This window comes from Mizugakiibacter sediminis (assembly GCF_000953855.2).
Classification (GTDB): domain Bacteria; phylum Pseudomonadota; class Gammaproteobacteria; order Xanthomonadales; family Rhodanobacteraceae; genus Mizugakiibacter; species Mizugakiibacter sediminis.
The window spans coordinates 1-22,426 of sequence record NZ_DF970203.1 but is presented as its reverse complement, the minus strand read 5'-3'; the positions used below and the strand labels follow the sequence as shown (position 1 = coordinate 22,426).

At 72.7% G+C, this 22,426-nt stretch carries 23 protein-coding genes; 15 read left to right on the top strand and 8 right to left on the bottom strand.

The window, feature by feature from the left end; genetic code table 11:
- Positions 1–254 precede the first annotated feature (254 nt).
- Genes kynU through MBSD_RS08880 form a run of 5 tightly spaced genes read right to left on the bottom strand, consistent with a single transcriptional unit; the run spans position 255 to position 5,758 of the window.
- Positions 255–1,532 (bottom strand): kynureninase, encoded by a 1,278-nt coding sequence (gene kynU / locus MBSD_RS08900; RefSeq protein ID WP_062536998.1) that lies wholly within the window; start codon positions 1,530–1,532, stop codon positions 255–257.
- Positions 1,529–2,044 carry a hypothetical protein gene (locus MBSD_RS08895; RefSeq protein WP_062536997.1) on the bottom strand — a complete coding sequence of 172 codons (516 nt, stop codon included), beginning with the start codon at positions 2,042–2,044 and terminating at the stop codon, positions 1,529–1,531. The genes kynU and MBSD_RS08895 overlap by 4 nt, the downstream gene beginning before the upstream one ends.
- A gap of 13 nt (positions 2,045–2,057) precedes the next feature.
- Positions 2,058–3,065, bottom strand: coding sequence for an amidohydrolase family protein (locus MBSD_RS08890; protein ID WP_062536996.1), 1,008 nt, complete (start codon positions 3,063–3,065; stop codon positions 2,058–2,060).
- A gap of 46 nt (positions 3,066–3,111) precedes the next feature.
- A complete protein-coding gene (locus tag MBSD_RS08885; protein WP_062536995.1) occupies positions 3,112–5,208 on the bottom strand; it encodes an FUSC family protein in 2,097 nt (698 codons plus the stop codon).
- 28 nt (positions 5,209–5,236) lie between these two features.
- Positions 5,237–5,758, bottom strand: a complete 522-nt coding sequence (locus MBSD_RS08880) for a 3-hydroxyanthranilate 3,4-dioxygenase (protein ID WP_062536994.1) — start codon at positions 5,756–5,758, stop codon at positions 5,237–5,239.
- Positions 5,759–5,939: 181 nt separating this feature from the next.
- On the opposite strand from MBSD_RS08880, the gene MBSD_RS08875 reads away from it, so the two are divergent.
- A complete protein-coding gene (locus MBSD_RS08875; protein ID WP_062536993.1) occupies positions 5,940–6,488 on the top strand; it encodes a cysteine hydrolase family protein in 549 nt (182 codons plus the stop codon).
- Positions 6,466–7,434 (top strand): GlxA family transcriptional regulator, encoded by a 969-nt coding sequence (locus tag MBSD_RS08870; protein WP_062536992.1) that lies wholly within the window; start codon positions 6,466–6,468, stop codon positions 7,432–7,434. The genes MBSD_RS08875 and MBSD_RS08870 overlap by 23 nt, the downstream gene beginning before the upstream one ends.
- A gap of 10 nt (positions 7,435–7,444) precedes the next feature.
- On the opposite strand, the gene parE is transcribed toward MBSD_RS08870, so the two are convergent.
- Positions 7,445–9,334: a DNA topoisomerase IV subunit B gene (parE, locus tag MBSD_RS08865; RefSeq protein ID WP_062536991.1), complete on the bottom strand. Its 1,890-nt coding sequence runs from the start codon at positions 9,332–9,334 to the stop codon at positions 7,445–7,447.
- Between the two features lie 187 nt (positions 9,335–9,521).
- Between parE and MBSD_RS08860 the strand changes: the two genes are divergently transcribed.
- Complete coding sequence (locus tag MBSD_RS08860) at positions 9,522–10,262, top strand: hypothetical protein (protein ID WP_187300609.1); 741 nt, start codon at positions 9,522–9,524, stop codon at positions 10,260–10,262.
- Positions 10,263–10,322: 60 nt separating this feature from the next.
- Here the strand turns inward: MBSD_RS08860 and MBSD_RS08855 are convergent, their stop codons facing one another.
- Positions 10,323–12,125, bottom strand: coding sequence for an aminopeptidase P family protein (locus MBSD_RS08855; RefSeq protein ID WP_062536989.1), 1,803 nt, complete (start codon positions 12,123–12,125; stop codon positions 10,323–10,325).
- A gap of 166 nt (positions 12,126–12,291) precedes the next feature.
- Here MBSD_RS08855 and pyrG point away from each other — a divergent pair, with 166 nt between their 5' ends.
- From pyrG to MBSD_RS08815, 8 genes are all read left to right on the top strand, one after another.
- Entirely contained in the window at positions 12,292–13,962 is a 1,671-nt protein-coding gene (pyrG, locus tag MBSD_RS08850) for a CTP synthase (RefSeq protein WP_062537000.1), read from the top strand.
- A complete protein-coding gene (gene kdsA, locus MBSD_RS08845) occupies positions 13,959–14,792 on the top strand; it encodes a 3-deoxy-8-phosphooctulonate synthase (protein ID WP_062536988.1) in 834 nt (277 codons plus the stop codon). The genes pyrG and kdsA overlap by 4 nt, the downstream gene beginning before the upstream one ends.
- Before the next feature lie 144 nt (positions 14,793–14,936).
- The gene (gene eno / locus MBSD_RS08840) at positions 14,937–16,235 is read left to right on the top strand and encodes a phosphopyruvate hydratase (RefSeq protein WP_062536987.1); all 1,299 of its coding nucleotides are present in this window, start codon (positions 14,937–14,939) and stop codon (positions 16,233–16,235) included.
- A 22-nt stretch (positions 16,236–16,257) separates the two neighbouring features.
- A complete protein-coding gene (gene ftsB, locus MBSD_RS08835) occupies positions 16,258–16,566 on the top strand; it encodes a cell division protein FtsB (RefSeq protein WP_062536986.1) in 309 nt (102 codons plus the stop codon).
- Positions 16,556–17,257: a 2-C-methyl-D-erythritol 4-phosphate cytidylyltransferase gene (gene ispD, locus MBSD_RS08830; RefSeq protein WP_062536985.1), complete on the top strand. Its 702-nt coding sequence runs from the start codon at positions 16,556–16,558 to the stop codon at positions 17,255–17,257. Before ftsB ends, ispD begins: the two co-directional genes overlap by 11 nt.
- Positions 17,258–17,315: 58 nt before the next feature.
- Positions 17,316–17,792, top strand: coding sequence for a 2-C-methyl-D-erythritol 2,4-cyclodiphosphate synthase (gene ispF, locus MBSD_RS08825; RefSeq protein ID WP_062536984.1), 477 nt, complete (start codon positions 17,316–17,318; stop codon positions 17,790–17,792).
- A gap of 1 nt (position 17,793) precedes the next feature.
- The gene (gene truD / locus MBSD_RS08820) at positions 17,794–18,804 is read left to right on the top strand and encodes a tRNA pseudouridine(13) synthase TruD (protein WP_062536983.1); all 1,011 of its coding nucleotides are present in this window, start codon (positions 17,794–17,796) and stop codon (positions 18,802–18,804) included.
- A gap of 103 nt (positions 18,805–18,907) precedes the next feature.
- A complete protein-coding gene (locus tag MBSD_RS08815) occupies positions 18,908–19,120 on the top strand; it encodes a hypothetical protein (RefSeq protein ID WP_062536982.1) in 213 nt (70 codons plus the stop codon).
- Between the two features lie 27 nt (positions 19,121–19,147).
- On the opposite strand, the gene MBSD_RS08810 is transcribed toward MBSD_RS08815, so the two are convergent.
- Entirely contained in the window at positions 19,148–19,699 is a 552-nt protein-coding gene (locus MBSD_RS08810; protein ID WP_062536981.1) for a Smr/MutS family protein, read from the bottom strand.
- 110 nt (positions 19,700–19,809) lie between these two features.
- Between MBSD_RS08810 and surE the strand changes: the two genes are divergently transcribed.
- The 4 genes from surE to MBSD_RS08790 all read left to right on the top strand — a co-directional run.
- Positions 19,810–20,592 (top strand): 5'/3'-nucleotidase SurE, encoded by a 783-nt coding sequence (gene surE / locus MBSD_RS08805; RefSeq protein WP_062536980.1) that lies wholly within the window; start codon positions 19,810–19,812, stop codon positions 20,590–20,592.
- Between the two features lie 53 nt (positions 20,593–20,645).
- A complete protein-coding gene (locus tag MBSD_RS08800) occupies positions 20,646–21,278 on the top strand; it encodes a protein-L-isoaspartate(D-aspartate) O-methyltransferase (RefSeq protein WP_062536999.1) in 633 nt (210 codons plus the stop codon).
- A 31-nt stretch (positions 21,279–21,309) separates the two neighbouring features.
- On the top strand, positions 21,310–21,915 hold the full coding sequence (locus MBSD_RS08795; protein WP_062536979.1) for a YqaA family protein: 606 nt from the start codon (positions 21,310–21,312) through the stop codon (positions 21,913–21,915).
- Between the two features lie 13 nt (positions 21,916–21,928).
- A partial coding sequence (locus MBSD_RS08790) for a M23 family metallopeptidase (RefSeq protein WP_237071773.1) occupies positions 21,929–22,426 on the top strand: 498 nt, incomplete at its 3' end.

Here is a 22,426-nt window from a genome sequence, read left to right as displayed (position 1 = left end):
GACCGGCGGCACGACCGGCGGCACGACGGGCGGCACCAGCGGCGGCACCAGCGGCGGCAAGCATCACTACAAGCGCTGGTGGAAGACCACGACCACCACCACGAACAAGCTACCCCGTACGCGCTGACCATCGTCACGGGCATCCCTCTCCGGTCACGCAAGGGCGTGATCGGAGAGGGCGCCGCCCGGTTCGAATCGGCGCAGCCCCGCCTCGTGCGGGGCTTTTCATGGCGAAGGCGGACGGCGCGCGCGCCTCAGCGCGTCGCCGCCCAGTGCTCCACCTCGGCGACGAAGTGCAGGCAGTCGACGTAGCGGTTGTACAACGGCGTCGGCGCCACGCGGATGATGTCGGGCTCGCGCCAGTCGCCGATCACGCCGTGCGCGGACAGGTGCTCGAACAGCGCGCGACCCGCATCGCGCGGCCCCTTCACGCGCAGGCTGAGTTGGCAGCCGCGGCGGAACGATTCGGCCGGCGTCGTCACTTCCAGCACGTGGTCCAGCCGGCTGCGGATCAGCCAGTCGAGGTAGCCGGTCAGCCGCTTCGATTTCTCGCGCAGACGCTCCATGCCGGCGCGGTGGAAGATCTCCAGCGACACGCGCAGCGGCGCCAGCGCCAGGATCGGCGGATTGGAAAGCTGCCAGCCGTCGGCGCCGGGCGTCGGCACGAACTGCGGCCCCATGCGGAAGCGCGTGGCCTGGTCGTGGCCCCACCAGCCGGCGAAGCGCGGCCGCGGCGTCCGCGCATGGCGCGCGTGCACGAAACAGCCGGCGACCGCGCCCGGTCCCGAGTTCAGGTACTTGTAGCTGCACCACACGGCGAAATCGCAGTGGCTGTCGTGCAGCGGCACGCGCAGGTTGCCGGCCGCGTGGGCGAGGTCGAAGCCGACCACGCAGCCCTTGCGGTGGCCCATCTCGCTGAGCAGACGCAGATCGAACGCCTGGCCGGTGAGGTATTGCAGGCCGGGCAGCAGCACCAGCGCGGTGCGCTGGCCGTGCTCGTCCAGCGCGCGCTCGATCGCCTGCATCGACAACGTGCCGCCGGGCTCGTCCGGCTCGAGTTCGATCAGCGCCTCGGCCGGGTCGTAGCCGTGGAAGCGGATCTGCGATTCCACGGCGTAGCGGTCGGAGGGGAACGCGCCGCGCTCGATCATGATCGCGTGGCGCTCCGCGGTCGGCAGGTAGAAGCTCACCATCATCAGGTGCAGGTTGACGGTGAGCGAGTTCATCGCGACCACTTCCGACGGCTCCGCGCCGACCAGCTCGGCGAGGTGCTCGCGCACCTCGGCGTGATACGGCATCCACGGATGGCGGCCGCGGAAATGCGCCTCGACGGCGAGCCTGGCCCAGTCGTCGAGCTCGTCGAGCAGGGCCTGGCGCGTCGCGCGCGGCTGCAGGCCCAGCGAGTTGCCGCACAGGTAGACCTGCTCGCCGTCGCCGTGCGGCGGGATCAGGAATTCGCCGCGGAACGGCGCCAGCGGGTCGGCGGCATCCTGGGCCAGCGCCCAGGACTCGGTCGCCTCGAAGCCGCTCATTGCTGCAGGCTGACGGCGACGTCGTCGCAGCCGCGGTCGAACGCGGCCGTCCACGCCGGGCCGGCCTGGCTGGCCTCCGGACGCACGCAGCGCAGCTGCACCGCCAGCTTGCCCTTGTGGTAGTAGCGCTCGCTGTAGCTGTAGCGCACCTTGCTCTCGACGGCGGTGTAGTCGTGGCGGTTGAGCGTCGGCGCGGCGGCCGCGGGCTGGTAGCCGCTCAAGCCCTTGGCGTGCGCCATCTGCTCCTGCACGTACTGCGCGAAGGTGGCGTCGTTGGCGATGCGGCGCACGCTGACCGTCACCCGCGCCAGCGAGTTGGCCGCGCTGGGCGAGGGATCGTGCACCTGGAAGGCGATGAACTGCGGATCGCCCTCGGTCTTCTCCATGATCGCGCTCCACGCGGGCGGCGCGCTGAAGCGCACGCCGCCGTCGGCCAGCGTGTAGTCGCCCGCGCGGGCGGCGGGCAGGGCCAGGACAAGCAGCAGCGTCGGCAGGGCATGGCGCAGGTTCATGGCGGATACCGGGTCACTGGAAACGGTGGAGGGGAAGGCCCAGCCATTCGAGGGCGGTGCCGTGGAACAGGCGCGCGCGGCCGGCGTCGTCGAGGCCGAGCGCCTCGATGCCGCTGCCGGGCTGCTGCTCGCCGAGGGGAAACGGATAATCGGTGCCGAGCATCACGCGCTCGCGGCCGGCCACGTCGAGCAGGTAGGCCAGCGCCCGCGGGTCGTGCACGCAGGAATCGAAATAGAGGCGGCCGAGATACTCGCGCGGATTGCGCGCGTTGTCGGTGGCGACCAGGTCGGGGCGCATGCGGAAGCCGTGCTCGATGCGGCCGATCGTGTAGGGAAAGCTGCCGCCGCCGTGGGCGAGGGCGACGCGCAGCTTCGGCAGGCGCTCCAGCACGCCGCCGAAGATCAGGCAGCAGGCGGCGCGCGACTGTTCCGCCGGCATGCCGACCAGCCACGGCAGCCAGTACTTCGGCATGCTCTCGCGGCCCATCATGTCCCAGGGGTGCACCAGGATCGCCGCGCCGAGGTCGGCGGCCGCCTCGAAAAACGGGAACAGCTCGGGCGCGTCCAGGTTCCACTCGTTGCAGTGCGAGCCGATCTGCACGCCCTGCAGGCCGAGCTGGTCCGTGCAGCGCTCCAGCTCGCGGATCGCCAGGTCCGGCGACTGCAGCGGCACGGTGCCGATGCCGGCGACGCGGCGCGGGTGCGCGCGGCAGGCCTCGGCGGCGTGGTCGTTGAGGAACTGGTGCAGCTCCAGCGCCTGGTGGCCGCGCGCCCAGTAGGAGAACAGCACCGGCACGGTGGAGATCACCTGCACGTCGACGCCGTGGCGCGCGTAGTCGGCGATGCGATACTCGATGTCGAAGGCGTTTTCCCACACCTCGCGGAAGAACTTGCCGTCCTTGTAGATGCGGTGGCGGCCGTCGCTGTGCGTCATCACCGGGAAGCGGTCGTCGCCGTACTTATCGGCCAGGTTGGGCCAGTCCCGCGGCAGCACGTGGGCGTGGGTGTCGATCTTCAGCATGCGGCGAGTTTAACCGTAGAGCGCCGCCGCCGCGGCGTGTCGCCGGTCACGCCGCCGGCGGCGGATGCGCCGCGGCCAGCAGGTGCGCCAGCGTGCCGAGGCTGTCGGCGATGCGGTCGCTGGCGTCGCGCAGCGCGGCGGCCAGCGGCGTGAACGGCGCGGCGTCGAGCGCCTGCACCAGCGCGCGCTGGCTGGCGCGCAGGCCGGGATCGGGTGCCGGTGCGCGCGCCTCGCGCAGCGCCGCGGCGAGTTCGGCCAGCCGCGCGGAGACCTCGCGCATGAACGGCGCGGCGGCTTGCGGCAACGCGGTCGCGCCGGCGTCCTCGCGTGCCGCTTCCAGCGCCATCGCCGCGCGCACCAGGCGGTTGGCGTTGGCGATCGCGGCGTCGGCGCGCTCGACCAGGCGCGCGCTGGCGGGTTCGTGGCGCAGCCGTTCCAGCGAAGCCTCGGCGTTGCTGCGCGCGCGGCGCGCCGCCGCGCGCGCCTCGTGGCGGGCGCGCTCGTCGCCGCCGGCGAGCGCGTCGAAGTAGGCGCGGTAGGCGTCCAGCATCGCCGCCAGCGCGGCGCGTTCGCGGCCGCGCTCCCAGGTCGGCCACAGCAGATAGGCGAGCAGGGCGAGGCCGCTGCCCAGCGCGGTGTGCAGCGCGCGCGCGTGCATCGCCTCGCCCGGCGCCACGCCGTAGAACGCCAGCAGCACCACCACCGCGCCGGTCAGGCAGGCCACGGCGATGCCGTAGTGCACGGTGGCCAGCTCGCGGAAGGCGAAGCTCAGCGCCGCCAGCAGCGCGATGCCGGTCCACACGCCGCCGGGGGCGAAATGCAGCAGCGCGGTGGTCAACAGCAGGCCGAGCAGGGTGCCGATCACGCGCAGCAGGCCGAAGCGCCAGGTGGCGCCGAAGTCCGGCTTCAGCACGATCGCCAGCGTCATCGGCATCCAGTAGCCGTGCGACATGCCGAGGCCGCGGTCGGCGGCGACCGCCAGCGCCAGGCAGACGCCGCAGCGGACCGCGTGCCGGCAGGCGACCGAGCCCAGGGTGAGGTTGGCGCGCAGCGTCGCCAGCGGATTGCCCGGGCGCAGCGCCTGCGGCAGTCGCGCCTCGGCCGCCGCCGCGCGCAGCTCGCCGCGGCTGCCGGCGAATTCGGCGTTGCGCGTCGCCGCGCGCAGCTGGCCGGCCAGGCCGGCGGCGCGCGCGCGGACGAGATCGTGCGGGTCGTCGCCGCCGGTTTCCTCGAGGTGCGCCAGCGCGGCGTCGAAGGCGGGCATCGCCGCCTGCGCCGCCCGCGCCGGTTCGCCCTGCGTCAGTGCGGCGGAGATGCCGTCCAGCACGGCGGCGGCGTTGTCGAGCAGCGCGCGCTGCGCGTCGCGGCGCGCGGCGCCGGCTTCGGCCTCGTGCAGATCGGCAAGCGCCAGCAGTTCGGCGCGGATGCGCTCGGCGAGCGCGGCGAGCACGCGAAAGGTGTCGAGCGCGCGGCTGCGCCCCTCGTGCACGCCGTGCAGCAGCGCCTGGATCTCGTTCAGCGCTTCGGTCAGCGGCGGCGCCAGGCGGCTGCCCGGCGCCTGCCGCGCCAGCGCGGCGAGGTCGGCGAACACCTGCGCCAGGGCGAGGCGCTCCGGCCGGTAGCGCTGCAGCGGCCAGGCGGCGACGGCGAACAGGGTCTGCAGCGCGCCGCCGGCGAAGATCAGCAACGCGGCCGGCAGAGCCTGGGCCGACGGCAGCGGGTCGGCGGCGGTGATCACCAGCAGGATCATGCTGATCATGCCGGCGCGCGCGGCGTTCGGCCCCAGCGCCACCAGCAGCGCGCCGCCGAAACCCCACAGCGCGGCGACCAGCACCATCAGCGCGTCGTGGCCGCCCAGCACGAAACCGGCCCATGCCGAGACGCCCGCGGCCAGCGCGGTCAGCAGCATGCGCTGCAGGCGCACGCGATACGGGCCCGGCTGGTCGGCGAACATGGTGTCGAGCGCGCCGGCCGACACCGCCAGGCCGGCGGTGAGGTGGCCGCTCCAGGCGCCCAGCAGCAGCGGCAGCGCCACCGCGGCGGTGTTGCGCAGGGCGACGCGCACCGGCACGTCGCGGCGCCGGGTCAGCAGCAGGCTGTGCAGCAGCGGCGAACGGAGCAGGGCGGCGCGCGGCTTGTTCATGGCGCCTGCCCGCCGGCGCGGGCGACGTTCAGCGGTATTTCTCCGGCACCGGCTGCACGTGGCCGCAGCCCTTGCAGGTGCGCGCCTCCCGCGAACGATAGTAGCGCTCGAACACCGGCGGGAAGTCGCGCTCGATGCTGGCCAGCGTGAAGTACTCCTCGTACAGCTTGCGGTTGCAGCGCTCGCAGAACCACAGCAGGCCGTCCTTCTCGCCGGCCAGGCGCTTGCGCTCGATCACCAGGCCGACCGAGCCGGACATGCGCTGCGGCGAGTGCGGCACGCGCGGCGGCAGGTAGAAGATCTCGCCGGCGCGGATCGGGATGTCGCGCGCGCGGCCGTCCTCCTGGATGCGCAGCACCATCTCGCCCTCGATCTGGTAGAAGAACTCCGGACCCTCGTCGTAGTGGTAGTCGCTGCGCACGTTGGGGCCGCCGACCACCATCACGATGAAGTCGCCGTCGACGATGCACTTGTTGCCCACCGGCGGCTTGAGCAGGTGGCGGTGTTCGTCGATCCAGCGTTTGAAGTCGATCGGCGGCGGCAGGGACATGCGGCTTCTCGTCGGGGCGGATCGCCACGATAGCGCCGCCGCGACCGCCCGCAAAGTCCGCGGACCGCCGCCGCCGCTCCGGCGAGCGTGGCCGGATCCGTCCGCATCGGGGCCGCGGCGGCGCTCGTCGCGGGCGCCGCGGCCGCCTAGAGTGGCGGCTCCTTCCCCACGGAGCGTCCTCATGTCCGTCGATACCGCCGTGCTCGCCATCGATATCCAGCAGTCGTTCCTGCGCGCCCCGTACTGGCGCGAGGACGACGTGCCCGCCTTCCGCGACGCCGTGCTGCGCCTGCTGCAGGGGGCCGCGGAGCGCGGCTGGCCGGTGGTGCGCGTCCTGCACCAGGACGGCGACGAGGGCTTCACCCCCGAGTCCGGGCTGGTGCGCCCGCTGGAGTGGATGCCGCCGGAGGCCGCGGCGACCTTCCACAAGGGCGTGCACAACGCCTTCACCGACACCGGACTGGAGGCCTGGCTGCGCGAGCGCGGCATCCGCCGCGTGATCGTCGCCGGCATCCGCACCGAGCAGTGCTGCGAGACGACCACCCGGGTCGCGTCCGACCTCGGTTTCCGGGTCGACTTCGTGACCGAGGCGACGCTGACCTTCCCGATGGTCCACGCCGCCAGCGGCCGCCGCTACGATGTGGACGAGATCAAGCAGCGCACGGAGCTGGTGCTCGATGGCCGTTTTGCCCGCATCCGCAGCGTCGATGCCATCCTCGCCGGCGACTGAGGTCTGGTTCGTGCTGCCGCCGGGCGTGGTCCTGCTGGACTTCGCCGGCGCGGCCGAGGCCTTCCGCATCGCGCGCGCGTTCGGCGCCGATTTCCGCCTGCGCGTGGCGGCGCCGATCGATCCCGGCCAGCCGGCGTCGACCTCGCTCGGCCTCGGCCTGGCCGGCGTCGAACCCCTGCCCGAATCGCTGCCGGCCGGTGCGCTGCTGATCGTCTGCGGCGCCGCCGGCGACGCCAAGGCCAGCGATTCGCGCGACGCCCGCGCGATCGCGCGCTGGCTGCGCCGCGCCGGTCCGGGGCGGCGGCTGGCCTGCATCTGCTCCGGCGCGCTGATCGCCGCGCGCGCCGGCCTGCTCGACGGCCGGCGCTGCACCACCCACCACAGCCTGGTCGGCGCGTTGCGCGCGATCGCGCCGCACGCCGAAGTGCTGGACAGCCGCGTGTTCGTCGAGGACGGCGGCGTCTACACCAGCGCCGGCATCACCGCCGGCATCGACCTCGCCCTGCACCTGATCGCCGAGATCGCCTCGCCGCGGCTGTCGGCCGAGGTCGCGCGCGAGATGGTGGTGTACCTGCGCCGCGCACCCGACGATCCCGCGCTGTCGCCCTGGCTGCAGGGCCGCAACCACCTCGACATGCGCGTGCACCGCGTGCAGGACGCGCTGGCGCGCCGGCCGGAACAGGACTGGCCGCTGGCGCGGCTGGCCGAACTCGGCCACATGAGCGTGCGCACGCTGACGCGGCGCTTCCGCGAGGCGGCCGGCATGTCGGTGCACGACTACCACGCGCGCCTGCGCGTGGCGCTGGCGCGGCAGGCGCTGGCGGTCGGCGACAGCGTCGAGGCCGCGGCGGCGCAGGCCGGCCTGGGCTCGGCGCGGCAGCTCAGGCGGCTGTGGGCGGCGCACGCCGAGGCCACGCCGGGCGCGCACCGCCGGCGCCGCGCGTAGCGGTCCGCGCTCAGACTTCCAGCGAGGCGAGGTCGCCCTTTTCCTCCAGCCAGGCCTTGCGGTCGGCGGCGCGCTTCTTCGCCAGCAGCATGTCCATCAGTCGCGCGGTGTCCTCGGGTTCGTCGACGGTGAGCTGCACCAGCCGGCGCGTGTCCGGGTGGATGGTCGACTCGCGCAGCTGCGCCGGATTCATCTCGCCGAGGCCCTTGAAACGGGTGACGGTGACCTGGCCCCTGATCTTCTCGCGCTCGACCCGCTGCAGCAGCGCGTCCTTCTCGCCTTCGTCGAGGCAGTAGAACACCTGCTTGCCGACGTCGACGCGGAACAGCGGCGGCATCGCCACGAACACGTGGCCTTCGCGCACCAGCGCCGGGAAGTGGCGCAGGAACAGCGCGGAGAGCAGGGTGGCGATGTGCAGGCCGTCGGAGTCGGCGTCGGCGAGGATCACGATCTTGCCGTAGCGCAGGCCGGAGAGGTCGTCGCGGCCGGGATCGCAGCCGATGGCGACGGCGAGGTCGTGCACTTCCTGCGAGGCCAGCACCGCGCCCGATTCGACCTCCCAGGTGTTCAGGATCTTGCCGCGCAGCGGCAGGATCGCCTGGAAGTCCTTGTCGCGCGCCTGCTTGGCCGAGCCGCCGGCGGAATCGCCCTCGACCAGGAACAGCTCGGTGCGCGAGAGATCGGTGGACGCGCAGTCGGCCAGCTTGCCGGGCAGCGCCGGTCCCTGCGTCACCTTCTTGCGCACCACCTGCTTCTCGGCCTTCAGGCGGGCGGCGGCGCGCTCGATGGCGAGCTGGGCGATGCGCTCGCCCAGCTCGACGTGCTGGTTCAGCCACAGCGAGAAGGCGTCGTGCGCGGTGCCCTCGACGAAGGCCGCCGCCTGCCGCGAGGACAGCCGTTCCTTGGTCTGGCCGGAGAACTGCGGGTCCTGCATCTTCAGCGACAGCACGAAGGCGATGCGGTCCCAGACGTCCTCCGGCGCCAGCTTGACGCCGCGCGGCAGCAGGTTGCGGAAGTCGCAGAACTCGCGCAGCGCCTCGGTCAGGCCGGTGCGCAGGCCGTTGACGTGGGTGCCGCCCTGCGCGGTCGGGATCAGGTTGACGTAGCTCTCCTGCACCAGCTCGCCCTCGGGCACCCAGGCGAAGGCGACGTCGAGGCCCTCGGTCTCGCGCTGCACGTGGCCGACGAACAGCTCCGCCGGCAGCGCCTCCGCGCCCTTCAGCTCGCTGCGCAGGTAGTCGGCCAGGCCGTCCTCGTAGTACCAGGTGTCGACCTCGCCGCTGGCGGCGTCGGTCAGCTTGACCGTGAGTCCGGCGCACAGCACCGCCTTCGCGCGCAGAAGATGCTTGAGCTTCGGCAGCGAAATCCTCGGTGAATCGAAATATTTCGGGTCCGGCCAGAAGCGCACCGTGGTGCCGGTCTGCTTCTTCGGCACGCTGCCGATCACCTCCAGCGGACTGGCGCGGTCGCCGTTCCTGAAGGTCATGCGATGTACCTGGCCGTCGCGGCGGATGGTCACCTCGACCCTCGAGGACAGCGCGTTGACCACCGACACGCCGACGCCGTGCAGGCCGCCGGAGAAGGCGTAGTTCTTGTTGGAGAACTTGCCGCCGGCGTGCAGCCTCGTCAGGATCAGCTCGACGCCGGGGATGCCTTCCTCCGGGTGGATGTCGACCGGCATGCCGCGGCCGTCGTCGCTCACCTCCACCGAACCGTCGGCATGCAGCACCACCTCGACGTTCTTCGCGTGTCCGGCCAGCGCCTCGTCCACCGAGTTGTCGATCACCTCCTGCGCCAGATGGTTCGGGCGCGAGGTGTCGGTGTACATGCCCGGCCGGCGCTTGACCGGTTCCAGGCCGGAGAGAACCTCGATGTCGGCGGCGTTGTAGCGGCTGCTCATGCCTGCAAGGGTCGTGCGAAAGGAAGCAGGGCAGGATGGCGGGCGGGCGCGGCGCGGTCAAGCCGCACTTCAGCAAGCTGTCCGCGGGCTGAAGCGGCGCGCCGCGGTTCAGGACGCGTATCGGCACGGCTGCCTAAGTTGCTCCGCGTCGCCGGCCCTGCGGCGACCGACCAACGAGGAGGCAATCATGCGCAGATCGATGCTGGCAACGATGGTGGCGTGCGCGCTGGCGCTGCCCGCGTACGCACAGGTAGGCGGTGTACACGTCGGCGGCGGCCTGGGAGGCCAGGTGGGCGGCGTCGGCGGCACGCTGAACGGCATGGCCGGCGCTCGCGTGACCGGCAATGTGGACCGCATGACCGACTCGGCCGACGCCGCGGTCATGCGCGACGCGCAGCGGCTGCATCGCAAGGCCGATCGCACGGCGCGCGCGGCGGCCGATACGACGCGGCGTCTGGGCAACGACACCGCGGCCGCCGCGGGCGGCACGCTTGCCGGCAGCGCCGCGGCTGACGCCGGCGGCACCACCGAAGTGGCCCGCGGCCGCGTCGGCGGCGGTGTGGGGGCGCAGGCCGGCGCGGCGATGGGCGCGCACGGCAGCGCGGTGACCGGGGCCGTGCAGGAGGCGCAGGCCGCCAGCGGCGAAGTCGGCACGACGGTGCGCGACACCGCACGCGGCGCGGCGCAGGGCGCGACCCACGCCAGCCAGACCGCGCTCGACCGGGTGAACGACGGCAGCGGCCAAGCCGCGGCGAATTCGGAACTGGGCGCCAGCGCCGGTACCGGCGCGCAGGTGGACGCGGGCACCCATGCCGGCGTCTCCGCGCATGCGGACGCCGATGGCGGCGCCGCCGTCGGCGGCAAGGCCGGCACGCACAAACCGTCGAAGAAGAACGACGCCGGCAAGGACGCGCCCGCCGGGCGCTGAGTGCATCGGCACGGCGATCGAGCATTCGCCCCGGGTCCGACGGCCCGGGGCGTTTCTTTGTCAGCGGGCCGGCAGCGGCGCGCAGCGCCGTTCCAGCCAGGCGCGGTCGGCGCCGTCCAGCAGCGGCGCCAGCCGTTCGCGCACGGTGGCGTGGTAGGCGTCCAGCCAGGCGCGCTCGGAGGGTTCGAGCAAGGCAGGCTCGATCGCGCGCGTGTCGATGGGACACAGCGTCAGCGTCTCGAAGGCGAGGAACGCGCCGAACTCGCCGGCCCCGGCCGGCACCGCCGCCGCCAGGTTCTCGATGCGCACGCCATGGCGTCCCGGCTTGTAGATGCCGGGCTCGATGGAGGTGATCATCCCCGGCCGCAGCGCCTCGAAGCGCCCGCCCGAGCGCGGCGGGCGGATCGCCTGCGGCCCCTCGTGGACGTTGAGGAAATAGCCGACGCCATGGCCGGTGCCGTGGCCGTAGTCGATGCCGGCCGACCAGATCGGCGCGCGCGCCAGCGCGTCGAGCTGCTGGCCGCTGGTGCCGGCCGGAAAGCGCGCACGGCTGAGCGCGATCACGCCTTTCAGCACCAGGGTGACGTCGCGGCGCTGCTCCTCGGTGGTGGCGCCGAACGCCCACACGCGCGTGACGTCGGTGGTGCCGCCGAGGTACTGGCCGCCGGAGTCGATCAGCAGCAGGCCGTCGCGCGCGAGGATCGCGTGATGTTCCGGCGTGGCGCGGTAGTGCGGCAGCGCGCCGTTGGCCATGTAGCCGGCGATGGTGGCGAAGCTCTCGCCGACGAAGCCGGGACGCTCGGCGCGGAACGCGCGCAGGCGCGCGTCGACGTCGAGTTCGCCGACCCGCTCGCCGCGCGCCAGCGCCTCCTCCAGCCAGCGCGCGCAGCGCACCAGCGCGGCGCCGTCCTGGCGCATCGTCTCGCGCACGTGCTCCAGCTCGGCGGCGTTCTTGCACGCCTTCATCAGCGTGCTGGGGTTGGCGGCGGCGACGCGCTCGACGTGCGCCGGGATCGCCTCGGCGATCGCCCACGCGACGCGTTCGGGATCGAACAGCAGGCGTGCGCCGCGCGGCAGCGCGGCGAGCGCGGTGGCGACGCCGCCGTAGGGGGCGATGCGCACGCCGTCGGCGGCCAGCACCGCTTCCAGCGTCGCGTCGATCTTGCCGGGGTGGACGAACAGGATCGCCTTCTCCGCCGTCAGCAGCAGGTGGGCGACGAACACCGGGTTGTAGGCGACGTCGGCGCCGCGCAGGCCGGTCAGCCAGGCGACGTCGTCCAGGCTGCTGAGCAGGTGGTGCGTGGCGCCGGCGCGCCGCATCGCCGCGCGGACCTCGGCGAGCTTGTCGGCGCGCGTGCGCACGGCGAACGGCATCGGGTGTTCGCTCACCGGCGCCGCCGGCGGATCCGGGCGGTCGCGCCAGGCCGTGCCGGCGATGTCGTCGGCGACAAGCTCGGCGCCGCGCGCGGCCAGCGCCTGGCGCAGCGTGCCCGCCGCGCCGAGCGCGATGCAGTCGCCGGCCACCGCCACGCGCTGGCCCGGGCCGACGTGCGCGCACAGCCAGTCGATGTGCTCGGGCGCGTGCGGCACGACCTGGCGCATCAGCGCGATGCCGCTGCCGGCCAGTTCGCGCTCGGCCTGTTCGAAATAGCGCGAGTCGGTCCACAGGCCGGCGGTCTCGGCGGCGACCACCAGCGTGCCGGCCGAGCCGGTGAAACCGGAGTACCACTGCCGCGCCTGCCAGTGTTCCGGCAGGTATTCGGACAGGTGGGGATCGGCGGTCGGCAGCACGCAGGCGGCGACGCCGCGGGCGCGCATCGCTTCGCGCAGCGCGGCCAGGCGCTCGGGGACGGACGGGATCATGGCGGCGGATGCTAACAGGGGCGCGTCATCGTAGTCGGCGCGCCGCTTCCCGGCTGCCAAGCCCCGCACACTGCGCCGGCCGCATGGGCGACGAGGGCATCCGCGATGCTCGCAGGGAGGGAATCGAGTCTGTAAAATGAGGCTTTACCAGCACGAGCTGCTGTCCATGACCCCCTTGATCTTCGTCACCGGCGGCGTGGTGTCCTCGCTTGGCAAGGGCATCGCCTCGGCCTCGCTCGCGTCCATCCTCGAGGCGCGCGGCCTGAACGTGACCCTGATGAAGCTGGATCCGTACATCAACGTCGATCCAGGCACGATGAGTCCGTTCCAGCACGGCGAGGTGTACGTCACCGACGACGGCGCCGAGACCGACCTCGACCTCGGCCACTACGAGCGCTTCGTGCGCACGCGCCTGACCGGCAAGCACTCGATCACCACCGGCAAGATCTACGAGAGCGTGATCCGCAAGGAGCGCCGCGGCGACTACCTCGGCGCCACCGTGCAGGTGATCCCGCACATCACCGACGAGATCAAGCACTGCGTCTACGAGGCCACGCGCGGCCACGACGTGGCCCTGGTCGAGATCGGCGGCACGGTCGGCGACATCGAGTCGCTGCCGTTCCTCGAGGCGATCCGCCAGTTGCGCATCGAGCACGGCCCGCAGAAGTGCATGTTCATGCACCTCACCCTGGTGCCGTTCATCAAGGCTGCCGGCGAGCTGAAGACCAAGCCGACCCAGCACTCGGTCAAGGAGCTGCGCTCGATCGGCATCCAGCCGGACGTGCTGCTGTGCCGCTGCGAGCAGCCGCTGCCGGACAGCGAGCGCCGCAAGATCGCGCTGTTCACCAACGTGCACGAGAAGGCGGTGATCAGCGCGGTCGATGTCGATACCATCTACAAGCTGCCGCTGTGGCTGCACGCGCAGGGCCTGGACGACATCGTCGTCGAGCAGCTGCGCCTGGACGCCAGGCCGGCCGACCTGTCCGAGTGGGAGCGCACCGTCGCCGCGGTCGAGCATCCGAAGGACGAGGTCACCGTCGCCATCGTCGGCAAGTACGTCGAGCACAAGGACGCCTACAAGTCGCTGGGCGAGGCGCTGCGCCACGGCGGCATCAAGCAGGCCACGCGCGTCAACCTGAAGTGGCTCGACTCCGAGCAGGTGGAGTCCGGCGGCGCGGCGGCGCTGCTCGCCGACGTCGACGCCATCCTGGTGCCGGGCGGTTTCGGCAAGCGCGGCTTCGAGGGCAAGGTGCAGGCGGCGCAGTACGCGCGCGAGCACGGCATCCCGTATTTCGGCATCTGCTACGGCATGCACGCCGCGGTGGTGGACTTCGCCCGCAACGTCGCCGGCATCGCCGACGCCGGCTCCAGCGAGAACGACAAGCACACGCCGAACCCGGTGATCGGCCTGATCACCGAGTGGACCACCGCCTCGGGCGACGTCGAGCGGCGCGACGAGGATTCCGACCTCGGCGGCACCATGCGCCTCGGCGCGCAGGAATGCCGGTTGAAGGCGGGCACGCTGGCGCGCCGCCTGTACGGCCAGGACGTGATCCGCGAGCGCCACCGCCACCGCTACGAATTCAACAACCGCTACCGCCAGCGGTTCGAGGATCTCGGCCTGGTGATCGCCGGCAAGTCGATGGACGACCTGCTGGTGGAGATGATCGAGCTGCCCGCGCAGCAGCACCCCTGGTTCCTGGCCTGCCAGTTCCACCCCGAGTTCACCTCGACGCCGCGCGACGGCCACCCCCTGTTCATCGGCTTCGTCGAGGCCGCGCGCCAGTACAGGATGCTGCGCCACGGGCAGAAACTGGCGCGGGAGGCGGTGGCGTGAAGTTGTGCGGCTTCGAGGTCGGGCTCGACCGGCCGCTGTTCCTGATCGCCGGCCCCTGCGTGATCGAGTCGATGCAATTGCAGCTCGATACCGCCGGCCGGCTGAAGGAAATCGCCGGCCGGCTCGGCATCCCCTTCATCTTCAAGTCCAGCTTCGACAAGGCCAACCGCACCTCGGTCTCGGGCTTCCGCGGCCCGGGTCTCGAAGGCGGCCTGAAAGTGCTGGCCGAGGTGAAGCGGCAGATCGGCGTGCCGGTGCTGACCGACGTGCACGAATACACGCCGCTGGCCGAGGTGGCGGCGGTGGTCGACGTGCTGCAGACGCCGGCCTTCCTGTGCCGGCAGACCGACTTCATCCAGAACGTCGCCCGCGCCGGCAGGCCGGTCAACATCAAGAAGGGCCAGTTCCTCGCGCCCTGGGACATGAAGCACGTGGTCGAGAAGGCGCGCGCCGCCGGCAACCCGGACATCCTGGTGTGCGAGCGCGGCGCCAGCTTCGGCTACAACAACCTGGTCTCGGACATGCGCAGCCTCGCGGTGATGCGCGAGACCGGCTGTCCGGTGGTGTTCGACGCGACGCATTCCGTGCAATTGCCGGGCGGCCTCGGCGGCAAGTCCGGCGGCCAGCGCGAGTTCGTGCCGGTGCTGGCGCGCGCGGCGGTGGCGGCCGGCATCTCCGGCGTGTTCATGGAAACCCATCCGGACCCGGACAAGGCGCTGTCGGACGGGCCGAATGCCTGGTATCTCGACAAGATGGAAGCATTGCTTGAGACCCTTTGCGAGATCGACCGCGCGGTCAAGAAAGCGGGCTTCCTGGAGAACCGGGCCTAGCGTTCCGGCCCTGCTTCCCCCGGGGCAGGGCAGGCGCAGGATGCGCGCCGGAGCATTCCGCAGCGATTCCAGTCTCGCGGCAGCGCCTTGCGGCGATGCCGCGATTCCCGCAACGACGTTCACGCCTCGAGGCCAGCGACCACGATGACCACCACGATCACGAAGATCCACGCCCGCGAAATCCTCGACTCGCGCGGCAACCCGACCCTGGAAGCGGAAGTCACCCTGGCCTCCGGCCACATGGGTCGCGCGGCGGTGCCATCCGGCGCATCGACCGGCACGCGCGAGGCGGTGGAACTGCGCGACGGCGACAAATCGCGCTACCTCGGCAAGGGCGTGAAGCAGGCCGTCGCCAACGTCAACGCGGCGATCGCCGACGCGCTGCGGGGTTTCGACGCCGCCGACCAGAAAGGCCTGGACGCGAAGCTGATCGCCCTGGACGGCACGTCCAACAAGGGCAGGCTCGGCGCCAACGCCCTGCTCGGCGTGTCGATGGCGGCGGCGCACGCGGTCGCCGCTGCGCGCGGCCAGGCGCTGTGGCAGTACCTCGCCGCCGGCAAGGCCGGCCACCTGCCCGTGCCGATGATGAACATCGTCAACGGCGGCGCGCACGCCGACAACAACATCGACGTGCAGGAGTTCATGATCCTGCCGGTCGGCGCGCCCAGCTTCGCCGAGGCGCTGCGCGCCGGCGCGGAGATCTTCCATGCGCTGAAGGCCGTCCTGAAGGCGAAGGGCCTCAACACCGCCGTCGGCGACGAAGGCGGCTTCGCGCCCGACCTGCGTTCCAACGTCGAGGCGCTGGACACCATCGCCGAGGCGGTGGGCAAGGCCGGCTATCGGCTCGGCGGCGACGTCCTGCTCGGCCTCGACGTGGCCAGCTCCGAATTCTTCAAGGACGGCAAGTACGACCTGGAGGGCGAGGGCAAGGCCTACGCGCCGGCGCAGTTCGTCGAGCTGCTGGCCGGCTGGACGCGGCAGTACCCGATCGTCACCATCGAGGACGGCATGGCCGAAGGCGACTGGGACGGCTGGAAGCTGCTGACCGACACGCTCGGCGGCAAGGTGCAGCTGGTCGGCGACGACCTGTTCGTCACCAACCCGGCGATCTTCCGCGAAGGCATCGAGAAGAAGATCGCCAACGCGATCCTGATCAAGGTGAACCAGATCGGCACGCTGTCGGAGACGCTGGAAGCGATCGCCATGGCCGACAAGGCGAAGTACGCGGCGATCGTCTCGCATCGTTCCGGCGAGACCGAGGACACCACCATCGCCGACATCGCCGTCGCCACCACCGCGACGCAGATCAAGACCGGCTCGCTGTGCCGCACCGACCGCGTCGCCAAGTACAACCAGCTGCTGCGCATCGAGGAGCAGTTGGGCGCCGCCGCGCGCTACGCCGGCCGCGACGCGTTCCCCAACCTCCCCGGCCTGCCCGGCTGAGCGGCGCGGAGGGCGGACTCGCATGCTGCGCTGGATCGCCCTGGCTCTGGTGGCGCTGCTGATCGCGCTGCAGCTCAAGCTGTGGGTGGGCGAGGGCGGCATGCGCGAGGTGCGCCTGCTGCGCGAGCGCGTCTCCGCGCAGCAGGCGGAGAACGAGCGGCTGAAGCAGCGCAACCAGGCGCTGTCCGCGGAAGTGGACGACCTCAAGCACGGCCAGCAGGCGGTGGAGGCGCGCGCGCGCGCCGAGCTCGGCCTGGTCAAGCCGGGCGAGACCTTCTACCAGGTGGTCGAACCCGGCGCGGCCAAGAAGAAGGACGGCGATGGCAAGTGAATCGGCCGCGCTGTGGTGCGTGGTGCCCGCGGCGGGGCGCGGCCTGCGTTTCGGCGGCGACCTGCCCAAGCAGTACCTGCCGCTGGGCGGACGCCCGCTGCTGCTGCAGACGCTGGAACGGCTGGCGCGGCACCCGCGCGTGGCCGGGCTGGTGGTGGTGCTGGCGGCGCAGGATCCGTGGTGGCCCGGCGCCGATGCGGTCAACGGCAAGCCGGTGCGGACCGCGACGGGCGGCGCCGAGCGCGCCGACTCGGTGCTGGCCGGCCTGCGCGCGCTGCCGGATGCCGTGAGCGCCGACGACTTCGTGCTGGTGCACGACGCCGCGCGCCCGTGCGTGCGCTACGAGGACATCGGCCGGCTGGTCGCGGAAGGCGTCGCCGCCGGCGGCGCGCTGCTGGGCGCGCCGCTGCGCGACACGCTGAAACGCGCCGACGAGCATGATCGCGCCCTCGTCACCGAGGCGCGCGAGGCGCGTTGGCGCGCGTTCACGCCGCAGTTGTTCCGCCGCGGCGAGCTGATCGCGGCGTTGGAGCGCGCGCGCGCCGAGGGCGTCGCCGTCACCGACGAGTCGATGGCGATGGAGCGCGCCGGATGGCGGCCGCTGCTGGTCGAGGGCGCCGAGGACAACATCAAGGTGACCACGCCGGCCGACCTCGCGCTGGCGGAGTTCCTGCTGGCGCGGATCGGCTGAGGCCGCGCCGCGCGCAGATTCGTTCGACACGGGTTGCACACACGCCGCGGAGCCGTCCATGCGCATTGGCCAGGGTTACGACGTTCACGCCTTCGGTGCGGGCGACCACGTGATGCTCGGCGGCGTGCGCATCGCCCACGACCAGGGCGTGCTGGCGCATTCCGACGGCGACGTGGTGATCCACGCGCTGTGCGACGCGCTGCTGGGCGCGCTGGCGCTGGGCGACATCGGCCGGCACTTCCCGCCGTCGGACATGCGCTGGCGCGACGCCGACAGCCGCCAGTTCCTGCGCGCGGTCGCGGCGATGATCGCCGAGCGCGGCTACGCGCTGGGCAATGCCGACGTCACCGTGGTCTGCGAGCGGCCGAAGATCGCCCCGCACGCGGACGCGATGCGCGCCAACCTCGCCGCCGATCTCGGCTGCGACGTCGGCCGGATCAGCATCAAGGCCACCACCAGCGAGCGGCTCGGCTTCACCGGCCGCGGCGAGGGCATCGCCGCGCAGGCCGTGGCGCTGCTGCTGCCGGCGCGCTGAGATGGATGTCTGCCTGCCGCACGCGCACGGCTGTCCGCCGCTGACCGCGCGGCTGCGCGCCGCGCCCGAGGACTTCGTGGTCGAGGAGATCCTCGGCTACGCCGCGGACGGCGAGGGCGAGCACGCGCTGCTGATCGTGGAGAAGCGCGGTGCCAACACCGAATGGGTGGCGCGCGAGCTGGCGCGCTTCGCCGGCGTGCCGCCGGTCGCGGTCGGCTACGCCGGGCTGAAGGATCGCCACGCGGTGACGCGCCAGGCGTTCTCCGTGCAGCTCGGCCGTCGCGCCGATCCGGACTGGTCGGCGTTTCCGCATGCGGAAGTGCGCGTGCTCGCGGCCGCGCGCCACCGGCGCAAGCTCAAGCGCGGCGCGCTGGCCGGCAACCGCTTCGTGCTGGCGCTGCGCGAGGTGTCCGGCGACCGCGAGGCCGCCGAACGCACGCTGGTGGCGCTGTCCGCGCGCGGCGCGCCCAACTACTTCGGCGAGCAGCGCTTCGGACGCGGCGGCGACAACCTGGCGCAGGCGCGGGCGATGTTCGCCGGCCGCCGCGTCGACCGCGCGACGCGCGGCCTGCTGCTGTCGGCGACGCGCTCGCACCTGTTCAACGCCGCGCTGGCCGAGCGCGTCCGCCGGCAGGCCTGGGACACGCCGCTGGACGGCGAGCTGTGGTGCCTCGACGGCTCGCGTTCGTGGTTCGGCCCGCAGGCGTTCGACGCCGGCCTGGCCGCGCGTCTCCGGGCTTTCGACATCCATCCCTCGGGCCCGCTGTGGGGCCGCGGCGACACGCCTGCGGCCGATGCCTGCGGCGAACTGGAACGCGGCATCGCGGCGCAATGGCCGGAGCTGGTGGCGGGCCTGGAAGCGGCGGGACTGGAGCACGAACGCCGGCCGCTGCGGCTGCGGCCGCACGAACTGACATGGACGTGGCAGGGCGTCGAAACGTTGCAGCTGAGCTTCGTCCTGCCGGCCGGCGCCTACGCCACCAGCATGGTCCGCGAACTCGCCAGAACCTGAGGCACGCAAACCGCGTCCGCCACTTGCGTCGCCGCGTTCCGGCGGCGGTATAGTGATTCCGCTCGCAGGTTTTCGCCGTCCGCTCGGACGGGAGGAGGCCACCATGAGAGCAGCACTGTATGCGGCGACGCTGGTCGCCCTGTCCGCACTGGCCGGTTGCGCCGGCGAAACCACCCGCCCGCAGAATCTTGCCAGCCTGTATCCCGGCGACGTCGACTGGGAGAAGGTGGTGAGCGTCAACCAGTGGGCGGAACGCAAAGGCGCGACCGTGGTGTGGGTGAACATGCCGCGCAAGCCCGTCGAGGAGCGCCGCTGAACGTCTGACGTGGCGCAGGCGGGCGGCTCAGGCCCGCGTCCGCAGCAGCACGACGACCGCGCCGGTGCCGCCCTGCGCCGGGCGCGCGGAGGCGAATGCCAGCACGTCGCCGTGCCGGCGCAGGAGGGCGTCGGTCAGTTTCTTCAGCACCGGGCCCGCGCTGCTCGAGCGCAGGCCCTTGCCGTGGATGATCTTCACGCAGGCGTGGCCGACGCGCAGGTTCTCGGCGAGGAAGTCGGCGATCGTCGCGCGCGCCGCCGCGGCGTTCATCTGGTGCAGGTCGATCTCGTCCTGGATCGCGTAGCCGCCCTGCTTGAGGCGTTTCAGCAGGCGCGGCGGATAGCCGTCGCGCAGGAAGGCCAGTTCCTCGCCGACCTCGACGGCGGCCGGGTCGATCGGCGCGGTCAGCAACGCGTCGACGACCGCGGCCTCGTCGCGCTCGCGCATCTGCGGCAGCGGCGGGGGCGGCGCCCCGCGCGGCGTCGGCGCCGCTTCGCGCGCGCGGCGCACCGGCCCCACCGCCTCGCGGAACAGGCGGGCGTCCTCGTCGCTGACGCTGGGCGGCCGGCGCGTCTTCATCGCCGCGATGGTAGCGGCGGCGCGGCTCCGCCGCGAATCCGTTAAACTGCGCGCACCCGCCGCGGCGCGTTCCGCCGCGCCGCGGTCCCGGCTTTCTCGACGGATTCTCGATGCGTGTCCTAGTCAGCAACGACGACGGCGTCGACGCGCCCGGCATACGCGTGCTCGCCGAGCGCCTCGCCGCGGTCGGCGAAGTCACGGTGGTCGCGCCCGACCGCGACCGCTCCGGCGCCAGCAACTCGCTCACCCTCGATCAGCCGATCCGCGTCCTGAAGATGGACGACGGCCGCTACCGCGTCGCCGGCACGCCGACCGACTGCGTGCACCTCGCCCTGTCCGGCCTGCTCGAGCACGAGCCCGACATCGTCGTCTCCGGCATCAACAACTCGTCCAACATGGGCGACGACGTGATCTATTCCGGCACCGTGTCGGCGGCGATGGAGGGCCGCTACCTCGGCCTGCCGGCGATCGCGGTGTCGCTGGCCAGCGAAAACCACCGCGGCGTCCACTACGATTCGGCGGCCAACGCCGTGCTGCTGCTGATGCGCCGGCTGCTGGTGGACCCGCTGCCGGCCGACACCATCCTCAACGTCAACGTGCCGGACCGGCCGTGGGACGAGATCCAGGGCTTCGAGGTCAGCCGGCTGGGGCGCCGCCACCGTTCGGCGCCGTGCATCGCGCAGACCGACCCGCGCGGCCGCCCGATCTGGTGGATCGGCCCGGCCGGCGCCGCCGAGGACGACGGCCCCGGCACCGACTTCGACGCGGTGCGCCGCGGCTTCGTCTCGGTGACGCCGATCCAGGTCGACCTGACCCGCTACCAGGCGCTGGAGAAGATCGCCGGCTGGATCGCCGCGCTGTCCATGGCGGACGCGAAAGAGCAGGCCGCGTGAAGACGACCGGTTCCCTCCATCGCAGCCCGGCGGCCGACGCGCAGGGCCTCGGCATGACCTCGCAGCGCGCGCGCGACCGGCTGGTGATGCGCCTGCGCGAGGAAGGCATCCGCGACCTGCGCGTGCTGGACGTGATCCGCAAGCTGCCGCGCCACCTGTTCATCGACGAGGCGCTGGCCTCGCGCGCCTACGAGGACACCGCGCTGCCGATCGGCCACGGCCAGACCATCTCGCAGCCGTGGATCGTCGCGCGCATGACCGAAGCGCTGCTGGAAGGCGGCGTGCCGCAGCGCGTGCTGGAAGTCGGCACCGGCTCCGGCTACCAGGCCGCGGTGCTGGCCGCGCTGGTGCCGCAGGTGTTCACCGTCGAGCGCATCGAGGAACTGCTGCGGCAGGCGCGGCGGCGTTTCCGCCAGATGAAGATCGAGAACATCCGCTCGCGCCACGACGACGGCGCGCTGGGCTGGCCGGCGGAGGCGCCGTTCGACGCGATCATCCTCACCGCCGCCGGCGAGGTGGTGCCGCAGGAGCTGCTGGCGCAGTTGCGTCCCGCCGGCGTGCTGCTGGCGCCGGTCGGGCCGGCGGGCCAGCAGCAGCTGGTGCGCATGCGCGCCGGCGACGACGGCACGGAAACCGAGGTGCTCGGCCCGGTCAGCTTCGTGCCGCTGCTCGGAGGCCTGGCCTGATGGCGGCGCGCGCACGCAGGGCGGCCGCCTGATGCGCCTGTTCAAGCCGCTCTACGAGATGGCCATGCGCTGGGCCGCGCATCCGCGCGCGGAGCCCTATCTCGGCGGTCTCAGCTTCGTCGAGGCGTTCGTCTTCCCGGTGGCGCCGGAGCTGATGCTGGCGCCGATGACGCTGGCCAGGCCGCTGCGCGCGTGGCGCTATGCCACGGTCAGCCTGGTGTTCTCGCTGCTGGGCGCGCTGGTCGGCTACGCGCTGGGGCATTACGCGTTCGATGCGATCAAGCCGCTGTTCGCCGAACTCGGCTGGCTGCCGGCGATCGAGTCCTGGGTCGGGCGCCTGCGCGCCGACGCGGTGGCGCATCCGTGGGGCGTGTTCCTGACCCTGGTGCTGGCCGGCTTCGTGCCGGTGCCGCTGAAGATCTTCACCTGGGCGTCCGGCATCGTCGGCGTGCCGCTGCTGCCGTTCATCGCCAGCATGGCGGTGGGGCGCGGCAAGCGCGTCTACCTGCTCGCCGCGCTGCTGCGCTACGGCGGCCGGCGCGCCGAGCTGCTGCTGCACCGGCACATCGAATGGCTGGGCTGGGTGGTGCTGGGCGCGCTGGGCCTGCTCGGCGTGTGGTGGTTCTGGCTGCATTGATATGCTTGCGGCCATGGCGCGACTGCGACGTTTTCCCGTTTGCGGCACGCTGGCCGCGGCCCTGATCCTGGCCGGATGCGCTTCCTCGCCGGCGCCGGTGGTCGACCGTTCGATCGGCGGTCCGCGCGCGGTCGCCGCGCCCGTCGCCCGACCGGCGGCGTCCGCCGGCGGCTACGTGGTGCAGTCCGGCGACACGCTCTACAGCATCGCCTTCCGGCATGGCCTCGACTACCGCGAACTGGCGCGCTGGAACGGCATCGACGCGCCGTACACCATCCATCCCGGCCAGGCGCTGCGGCTGACCGCGCCGGCGCCGAAGGACGCGGCGCGCGTCGGCCGCGTCCCGCCTTCGAAACCGCCCGTGGCCGCGAGCCGGCCGGCGCCGCCGCCCCCGGTGGGCGTATTCGAGCCCGTGCCGGCGTCGCCGCAGGGCGCGCCTGCGGCGCCGTCGTCCGCGCCCGTGCGCACGGCGCCCGCGCCGGCGGCGAGCGCCTCCGGCGTCGCCGCGGCG

Excerpts from the sequence above, each read along its gene's own strand:
- MBSD_RS08810 (WP_062536981.1), bottom strand. The coding sequence starts at position 19,699 with ATGAAGACGCGCCGGCCGCCCAGCGTCAGCGACGAGGACGCCCGCCTG.
- MBSD_RS08815 (WP_062536982.1), top strand. The coding sequence starts at position 18,908 with ATGAGAGCAGCACTGTATGCGGCGACGCTGGTCGCCCTGTCCGCACTG.
- kynU (WP_062536998.1), bottom strand. The coding sequence starts at position 1,532 with ATGAGCGGCTTCGAGGCGACCGAGTCCTGGGCGCTGGCCCAGGATGCC.
- ispD (WP_062536985.1), top strand. The coding sequence starts at position 16,556 with ATGGCAAGTGAATCGGCCGCGCTGTGGTGCGTGGTGCCCGCGGCGGGG.
- pyrG (WP_062537000.1), top strand. The coding sequence starts at position 12,292 with ATGACCCCCTTGATCTTCGTCACCGGCGGCGTGGTGTCCTCGCTTGGC.
- ftsB (WP_062536986.1), top strand. The coding sequence starts at position 16,258 with ATGCTGCGCTGGATCGCCCTGGCTCTGGTGGCGCTGCTGATCGCGCTG.
- MBSD_RS08895 (WP_062536997.1), bottom strand. The coding sequence starts at position 2,044 with ATGAACCTGCGCCATGCCCTGCCGACGCTGCTGCTTGTCCTGGCCCTG.
- eno (WP_062536987.1), top strand. The coding sequence starts at position 14,937 with ATGACCACCACGATCACGAAGATCCACGCCCGCGAAATCCTCGACTCG.
- MBSD_RS08860 (WP_187300609.1), top strand. The coding sequence starts at position 9,522 with ATGCGCAGATCGATGCTGGCAACGATGGTGGCGTGCGCGCTGGCGCTG.
- MBSD_RS08885 (WP_062536995.1), bottom strand. The coding sequence starts at position 5,208 with ATGAACAAGCCGCGCGCCGCCCTGCTCCGTTCGCCGCTGCTGCACAGC.
- MBSD_RS08800 (WP_062536999.1), top strand. The coding sequence starts at position 20,646 with ATGACCTCGCAGCGCGCGCGCGACCGGCTGGTGATGCGCCTGCGCGAG.
- MBSD_RS08795 (WP_062536979.1), top strand. The coding sequence starts at position 21,310 with ATGCGCCTGTTCAAGCCGCTCTACGAGATGGCCATGCGCTGGGCCGCG.
- MBSD_RS08870 (WP_062536992.1), top strand. The coding sequence starts at position 6,466 with ATGCCATCCTCGCCGGCGACTGAGGTCTGGTTCGTGCTGCCGCCGGGC.
- surE (WP_062536980.1), top strand. The coding sequence starts at position 19,810 with ATGCGTGTCCTAGTCAGCAACGACGACGGCGTCGACGCGCCCGGCATA.
- MBSD_RS08875 (WP_062536993.1), top strand. The coding sequence starts at position 5,940 with ATGTCCGTCGATACCGCCGTGCTCGCCATCGATATCCAGCAGTCGTTC.
- MBSD_RS08890 (WP_062536996.1), bottom strand. The coding sequence starts at position 3,065 with ATGCTGAAGATCGACACCCACGCCCACGTGCTGCCGCGGGACTGGCCC.
- truD (WP_062536983.1), top strand. The coding sequence starts at position 17,794 with ATGGATGTCTGCCTGCCGCACGCGCACGGCTGTCCGCCGCTGACCGCG.
- MBSD_RS08880 (WP_062536994.1), bottom strand. The coding sequence starts at position 5,758 with ATGTCCCTGCCGCCGCCGATCGACTTCAAACGCTGGATCGACGAACAC.
- parE (WP_062536991.1), bottom strand. The coding sequence starts at position 9,334 with ATGAGCAGCCGCTACAACGCCGCCGACATCGAGGTTCTCTCCGGCCTG.
- ispF (WP_062536984.1), top strand. The coding sequence starts at position 17,316 with ATGCGCATTGGCCAGGGTTACGACGTTCACGCCTTCGGTGCGGGCGAC.
- MBSD_RS08855 (WP_062536989.1), bottom strand. The coding sequence starts at position 12,125 with ATGATCCCGTCCGTCCCCGAGCGCCTGGCCGCGCTGCGCGAAGCGATG.